7 protein-coding genes and 2 tRNA genes are annotated in these 6,000 nt (G+C 51.6%); 7 read left to right on the top strand and 2 right to left on the bottom strand.

Going from position 1 to position 6,000, the window contains the following annotated elements; genetic code table 11:
• Nucleotides 1-195: 195 nt before the first annotated feature.
• The 5 genes from HMPREF2981_RS01965 (at nt 196) to HMPREF2981_RS01945 (ending at nt 4,139) form a co-directional block, all read left to right on the top strand.
• Complete coding sequence (locus HMPREF2981_RS01965; RefSeq protein WP_070660372.1) at nt 196-840, top strand: hypothetical protein; 645 nt, start codon at nt 196-198, stop codon at nt 838-840.
• A gap of 15 nt (nt 841-855) precedes the next feature.
• Nucleotides 856-1,500 (top strand): hypothetical protein, encoded by a 645-nt coding sequence (locus HMPREF2981_RS01960; protein ID WP_070660369.1) that lies wholly within the window; start codon nt 856-858, stop codon nt 1,498-1,500.
• Nucleotides 1,501-1,544: 44 nt separating this feature from the next.
• Complete coding sequence (gene upp, locus HMPREF2981_RS01955) at nt 1,545-2,183, top strand: uracil phosphoribosyltransferase (protein WP_070660366.1); 639 nt, start codon at nt 1,545-1,547, stop codon at nt 2,181-2,183.
• Nucleotides 2,184-2,727: 544 nt separating this feature from the next.
• Nucleotides 2,728-3,495, top strand: coding sequence for a winged helix-turn-helix domain-containing protein (locus HMPREF2981_RS01950; protein WP_048754982.1), 768 nt, complete (start codon nt 2,728-2,730; stop codon nt 3,493-3,495).
• 122 nt (nt 3,496-3,617) lie between these two features.
• Nucleotides 3,618-4,139 carry a SixA phosphatase family protein gene (locus HMPREF2981_RS01945; RefSeq protein ID WP_004005656.1) on the top strand — a complete coding sequence of 174 codons (522 nt, stop codon included), beginning with the start codon at nt 3,618-3,620 and terminating at the stop codon, nt 4,137-4,139.
• A 189-nt stretch (nt 4,140-4,328) separates the two neighbouring features.
• On the opposite strand, the gene HMPREF2981_RS01940 is transcribed toward HMPREF2981_RS01945, so the two are convergent.
• Nucleotides 4,329-4,420 (bottom strand) — tRNA-Ser (locus HMPREF2981_RS01940).
• Nucleotides 4,421-4,647: 227 nt separating this feature from the next.
• Here HMPREF2981_RS01940 and HMPREF2981_RS01935 point away from each other — a divergent pair.
• Together HMPREF2981_RS01935 and HMPREF2981_RS01930 are read left to right on the top strand one after the other, a co-directional pair.
• The gene (locus HMPREF2981_RS01935; protein WP_070660363.1) at nt 4,648-5,217 is read left to right on the top strand and encodes a cell division protein FtsK; all 570 of its coding nucleotides are present in this window, start codon (nt 4,648-4,650) and stop codon (nt 5,215-5,217) included.
• A 231-nt stretch (nt 5,218-5,448) separates the two neighbouring features.
• On the top strand, nt 5,449-5,781 hold the full coding sequence (locus HMPREF2981_RS01930) for a DUF4190 domain-containing protein (RefSeq protein ID WP_004005651.1): 333 nt from the start codon (nt 5,449-5,451) through the stop codon (nt 5,779-5,781).
• A gap of 70 nt (nt 5,782-5,851) precedes the next feature.
• Here the strand turns inward: HMPREF2981_RS01930 and HMPREF2981_RS01925 are convergent.
• Nucleotides 5,852-5,939: transfer RNA gene (locus tag HMPREF2981_RS01925), tRNA-Ser, on the bottom strand.
• Between the last annotated feature and the right edge of the window lie 61 nt (nt 5,940-6,000).

Below are 6,000 nucleotides of genomic sequence, written 5' to 3'. Positions count from 1 at the left end.
CCTCGGGAGATTTCACGTGGGCTAAAAACTTCGTTTTAACGTAAGAAGATTATCTAGGGTGTACGGATTTATGGGATTTTTGAAAAGTGCCCTACACTAAAATAGACTCTCTTAGCCTATCCGTACACAGGGATAGATTATAGGCTATAAAAGTGTATATGAGGATGTAGCAAAGCATGCTAAAGGATTTTAGAAGTGGATCAGATTTTTGGAGTTACTCTTCTTGCTCTTCAGCTTTTATCCTGTGTCTTGATATATAAGAGTATAAAAAATAAAAATTACACTACTTATAGATTTCCTCGTTGTGGAAGAAGGGCATACACCATTGAAAGCTTTGCAAAATTTGGGCTGATGTGTTGCTTTATTTTGACGTCTATAACGGTTCTTTCAGTATTATTTGACCCAGAATTTGGTGGTGCATTTGTTATGTTGCCTCTAGGGTTTTTGGGCTGGTATTTATGTTTGTTTATATATTTGGACTGTAAGAATTTTTATTTGCAGACAACACCAGAGGGTATGATATGGGCAAACTTCTTAGCAGTTTCTCATCAGGCATCTTATAAGGATATTTTAAAATTCTCCTATGATCCACGAGGAGACTTTGATACAGACCTTACGTGGCTTGTAGTGAAAACTAATCATGGAAAAACCTTGCGTTTTGACCCTTTACTAACAGGTGCTGGTCTGTTGATTCCACAACTGGCATTTCGGGTTGAGAATGGTTATTGGGCAAAAAATGCAGATCCAGAAGACCAACAACTGCTTCAGAACTTTATTGATGAGCCTGAGAAGGCTCGTGAACTTCTTATGAGTTGTTCCCCTTGTGTTATAGAACGGTGATATAGGTATTTAGCTATGGAATTGACGGATTTAATACGAGCTCTTATACCGGGTCTTCCTGTTGTCATCATATCATTGGCAGTTTCAGTAATACCTCGATTTATTAGCACAAAACCTCCCGTTTTTGAGCTAAAGGACGAGGTGATATTTCGTCTTCATTGGATATATAAAATTTCTGTAGTAGTAATTGATATTACTTGTTTGCTGGTCGCTGTATTCTTGATATGGGGATCGATAACATCAGGTCCTAGGGTGCTTGTTGCTCCCATGTTTTGGGTTATCATAGCTGTTTTCTCTATTATTTTTATATACATTCACAAATCTTTCAGTGATGTGTATGTGCGCATAGATTCCCAAGGAATTACCGTGAGAAAATTTTATAGGCGCATGAAGAATTTACCCTATACAGATATTTCTGAGTACATCTTTAAACCACACAGCGATAAGCTCATCATTAAAGACTTTCGGGGCGGAAAAACTCTTATCCGCCCCTTAAAAACCTCTTCGCAGTTATCCCTTTTCCACTTGGCTTTCCGCATGACTGAAGGGCGCTGGGCTCAACCGCATAGCACCGATGACCGGCGAAAACTTGAGGAATCTATCGAAACCAATAGTGGAGTACAGTACCTTCTCGACCACCCGCACGACAAACTGTCATAACCGGCAAACAGCACCCGCACTAGCAGGCAGAGTAAACTGAGAGTATGCGTATTAAGATTCTTGATCACCCGCTGGTGGCGCACAAGATTAGTGTGCTCCGCGATAAAAACACTCCCTCACCCACGTTCCGCCAGCTCGTCGATGAACTCGTTACCCTGCTCGCCTATGAGGCCACCCGTGAGATTCGGGTTGAGAAGCGCCCTATCGAAACCCCGGTGGCGCGCACGATGGGAACCGTTATCGCTAACCCGAAGCCTCTGGTTGTGCCGATTCTGCGTGCCGGGCTGGGCATGCTCGAAGGCATGACTCGTCTAGTGCCCACCGCCGAAGTCGGGTTTTTGGGCATGGCCCGTAACGAAGAGACCCTCGATATCGTCACGTACGCCGAGCGTCTGCCCGAAGACCTGACCGGCCGTCAGGTGTACCTGCTCGATCCTATGCTCGCTACTGGCGGCACCTTGATTGAGGCTATTAAATTCCTGCGCGAACGCGGCGCCGAATCCATCACCTGTGTCTGCCTGATTGCCGCCCCCGAAGGTATTGCGGCTCTCGAAAAGGGCGTTGAGGGTCTGCGGAATGTCGACCTGTTCCTTGCCGCTAAAGATGAGCGTCTGAACGAAAAGGCGTATATTGTTCCCGGTTTGGGCGATGCTGGCGACCGCCTCTACGGGCTGGCGCAGTAGCGCATCCTTACGGGTCTGACGATCTGCGCGGGCGGTCTTAGACGTCGGGCGCCGCAAACATGTGCTTTGGGACTTGACTCTGACGATTGCGCGCGGAGCGTCGGTCCTTCAGAACCCCTTGATACTGCGGTGTGCACCCTTCACCACATGCATCTGCGAGTGCGGCGAAAAACACTAGTAGTGCACGAGTCGCCGGTACCCTTGGGAGCCTCCGCGCCAGAACGTGGAAATTGCGCCCGGTCCGTATGCGGTCAGGAGCGCTGAGAGCGCGGCTTTTTGGGGTATCGGTTCCGAATCTCCATGTATAATATGAGGGAGAAACGGTGCTTGTCAGCGTCGTTTCCCGGCACTGAATCAAAGTTCACGAGGGTGTGAAGCTGCGAGCAGAACGTCGCAGATACCCCAAGTTGCTTGATTTATGAGTCAAATAATAGAAATATTGATAGCAAAGGAAACGCCGCCCTTACCGCGCGGTGTTTGAGCATTCCGCATCATGCAGAATCAAGGGACCCGTACGCAACAAATCTTGAGAGAAGGTTGAACAATGTCAGGTGCAGTACCTGGATACGTCCACATCTCCCAGCGTGGTCGTGCTGCAAAGCGTCAAGTGCCGCAGCAGAACCGCACACAAGGGTCCGCAGCTACTTTGCGCCCGATGACCTTCTCCTCCGGGGATCAGCAGGGCGCCCAGAAGGCAGGAGCTCAGGAGAACGAGGCTCGCGGGTTTGTGCTGTATGTGGGGCTCAACGAAGAACTTGCCGCAGCCAACGGCACATCGCTGGTGCGTATTGTGCAGGATTTGCGAACCTATGCACACCATCTGGCACCTGAGGCCGAATCCTATGCCGCCGTTGCTTTGGCTCCCGTTCATGCGGAGGGCAGCGATCTTGAGGTTGTGCGCAATGCGCTTGGCGATCCGACTGCCGTGTTCTACCAGGCGGAGCTGCACAAGCAGGCGCGTGAAGCCGAGCAGCCCGCAACTCCCAGTTCCAATGGCGTCCTGATCGATTTGGCGCGTCGTGAGGTGTTCCTTGATGGGGAACAGCTGATGCTCACCTTTAAAGAGTTTGAGCTTCTGGCGCATTTGGTTGAGAACTCCACCCGCACCGTGGGGCGCGACGAGCTTTTGGAGTCGCTCTGGAGCGCCGGGGACGAGCATCCGCACGAACGCACTATTGATGTGCATATTCGGCGTCTGCGCTCGAAGTTGGGGCGTCTTTCGGGAACCGTGCGTACCGTGCGCGGTCAGGGGTACCGGTTCTTTGAGCATCCCGAAGTTGTGGTGTGGGCCGCCCCCGAATACTCCATCTAGTCTTTTTACCCTCGAAACCCCGCGTTCTTTCTTAAGAGCATGGGGTTTTCGCTGCCGGTTTTGTGGCGCGCTATCACACGGTAAACCGGCATATCAGAGTACCTACGTTGTACTATGAAGGTATGGTTGAGAACTCACTCCGAGACGTTAAGCGCCTGATTATCATGCGTCATGCCGAAGCCGACTGGGGTATGGATGATTTCGATCGCCCACTGACTAAACGCGGGCATCGTCAAGCTGCGGATGCGGGCTCCTGGCTCAAGCAGAAGGGCTATATTCCCGAGCAGCTGATGTCTTCGGCGGCGCTGCGCACCCGGCAGACCACCACTTGGATTTCGGATGCGCTCGGCGAGCAGGCGCCTACCCCGCACCTGGACGAGGGCCTGTATGAGGTTCCTGCATCCCGGGTGCTGGCGCGCATTAACGGGGTTTCTGAGAGCGTGCGCACGCTTATGGTGGTGTCGCATCTGCCTGCGGTGCAAGATGTGACCTTACAGCTTGCGAGCCCCGACTCTGACTACAATTCCCTGATGGACGCTTCCTATGGCTTTTCGCCTTCGTCCGTAGCGGTCTTTGAGGTGCCGGGGGAGTGGGCGCTTCTTGACGGTGCGGATGCGCGCCTCATCGACTTTATGAGCTTCTAAATCCTATCCGCAGTCGGCACGTTGCGCCCTCGCCCTTTCTTGCTGAACCGCCGCTTTTTCGACTGGGAGGGCAAGGTTAGCCAGGCGGAAACAAAGCTGCATCATAAGACAGACTGCAAAAATCTGATGCCCTACGCCCCTAGGACGCAGCGAACCCCCGCACCTTTTACGGTGTGGGGGTTCGTCCTTTGGCGGAGACGGGGGGATTTGAACCCCCGGTCGAGTTCAACCCCGACCCTTCATTAGCAGTGAAGTCCATTCGGCCGCTCTGGCACGTCTCCACGGTGCACAAAACGAGTGCATCCCTATAAGAATATCGGGAGTAAGCAGGCTGGTCAATTCGGAATTGCCGACCAAACTTCCCCCATGAGCGAAAAACAACGCGCTATAGTTAGAGTTATTGCCACGCCCATTCACGCAGGCTGAAAACGGTTCCCCAGATATTTCCTACAGCAGGTAGACAGTGGGCAGGTCTAGTTGTCGCTTCTTGTCACCGAAAGGAATAGCTATGTCTGAGCATCACGCGGGAGAGCAACCGTCTCAGTCGCAAAGCCCCCATCAGGGTGAGGACGCCTACGAGAAAACTCGCCCTCTTTCTGACTCTCTGCCCGAATATACTAAGCTTTATCAGAACCAACAGCAGCCCGCTCCTAGACAGCAAGACTATCAGCAAACTGTTCCTCAGCAGTACTATCACCAGTCCGCCCCTCAACAGTATTACCAACAGCCTGCTCCTCAACACTACTATCAGCAGCCGGTATATGTGCAGCCCGTGCCCATGATGACGGTTGTCCCCAAAACCCCGCAGCAGATTGCCGGTGAGCAGGCGGCACAGACCTCTTTAGCCCTGGGCATTGTTGGTTTGGTGCTCGCCCTCTTCTGGGTTACGAGTGTGATTCCACTGGGTTTGGGGATCTGGGGTGCGGTTAAAGGTGCTCAGGCTTCGCGCGTTGGAGTTCCCGCCGGAGGCGGTCTGGCTACTAGCTGGATTGCCCTGTCGCTGGGGGCGATTGAGACTCTGTTCTTCTTTATTCCGATGGTGGCGTTCGTGATAGCCGCTATAGCCAGCACTCGGTAGCAGCCGTGGGCTTACAGATGCAGCTCAGCAGAATCCCGATGCCGGGAGGACAGCGGGGCTTTATTGTGCATGATCTGGGCGCTTTAACGCGTACATCGTGTTGGTACGGATTTGTTAATACAGCATGTTGGAAAGCATGTACTTATCTTTAACCCTGTACAGTAAATAAAGCCGATAATAAAACTGATCTTATGTGCAACGATAGGATCATCTACCCCAAGAAGGATAGTAATGTCCGAAAACTATAACTTCCAGCCTCAGCAGAACACACAGGGCGGATACCCTCAGCAGGGTTATCAGCAGCCGTACCCGCCGACAATTGATCCTGAAGCAATCAAGGCAGAGAAAAACGCAAAAATCTATTCCATTACTTCCCTTGTTCTAGGTGCTCTCGGTATTGGGATTTTTACCATCGGTTTTGGCATTGTTGCCGTAGTTTCCTGTATTAGGGGTCTTATTGCTAATAAGGGAAAGAATGCTGGCTATACCGCTATGGCGCTTATCGGGGGTATCCTCGGTGCCTTTGATATTGTGCTGGGGTTCCTCTCAAGGTTGGTCTCGTAACCTGCAGATTCTACGCCGAAAAACCCCGCGATACACCTGAAAAATCAGGCGCATCGCGGGGTTTAGTGTGCGGATGGTAAGGGATTTGAACCCTTGAGACGGGGTTACCGCCTACTGGTTTTCAAGACCAGCTCCTTCGGCCGCTCGGACAACCATCCCGGTATTTTCCGCCCTCGAGCGGAAAAGGTACCCGCCGATTATCTCATGTTCTATGCTTTT

The sequence above is a fragment of the Rothia sp. HMSC069C01 genome (assembly GCF_001814655.1).
Taxonomy (GTDB): Bacteria; Actinomycetota; Actinomycetes; order Actinomycetales; family Micrococcaceae; genus Rothia; species Rothia dentocariosa.
Note: the sequence above shows the minus strand (reverse complement) of the source record. Positions and strands in the feature narration are given on the sequence as shown.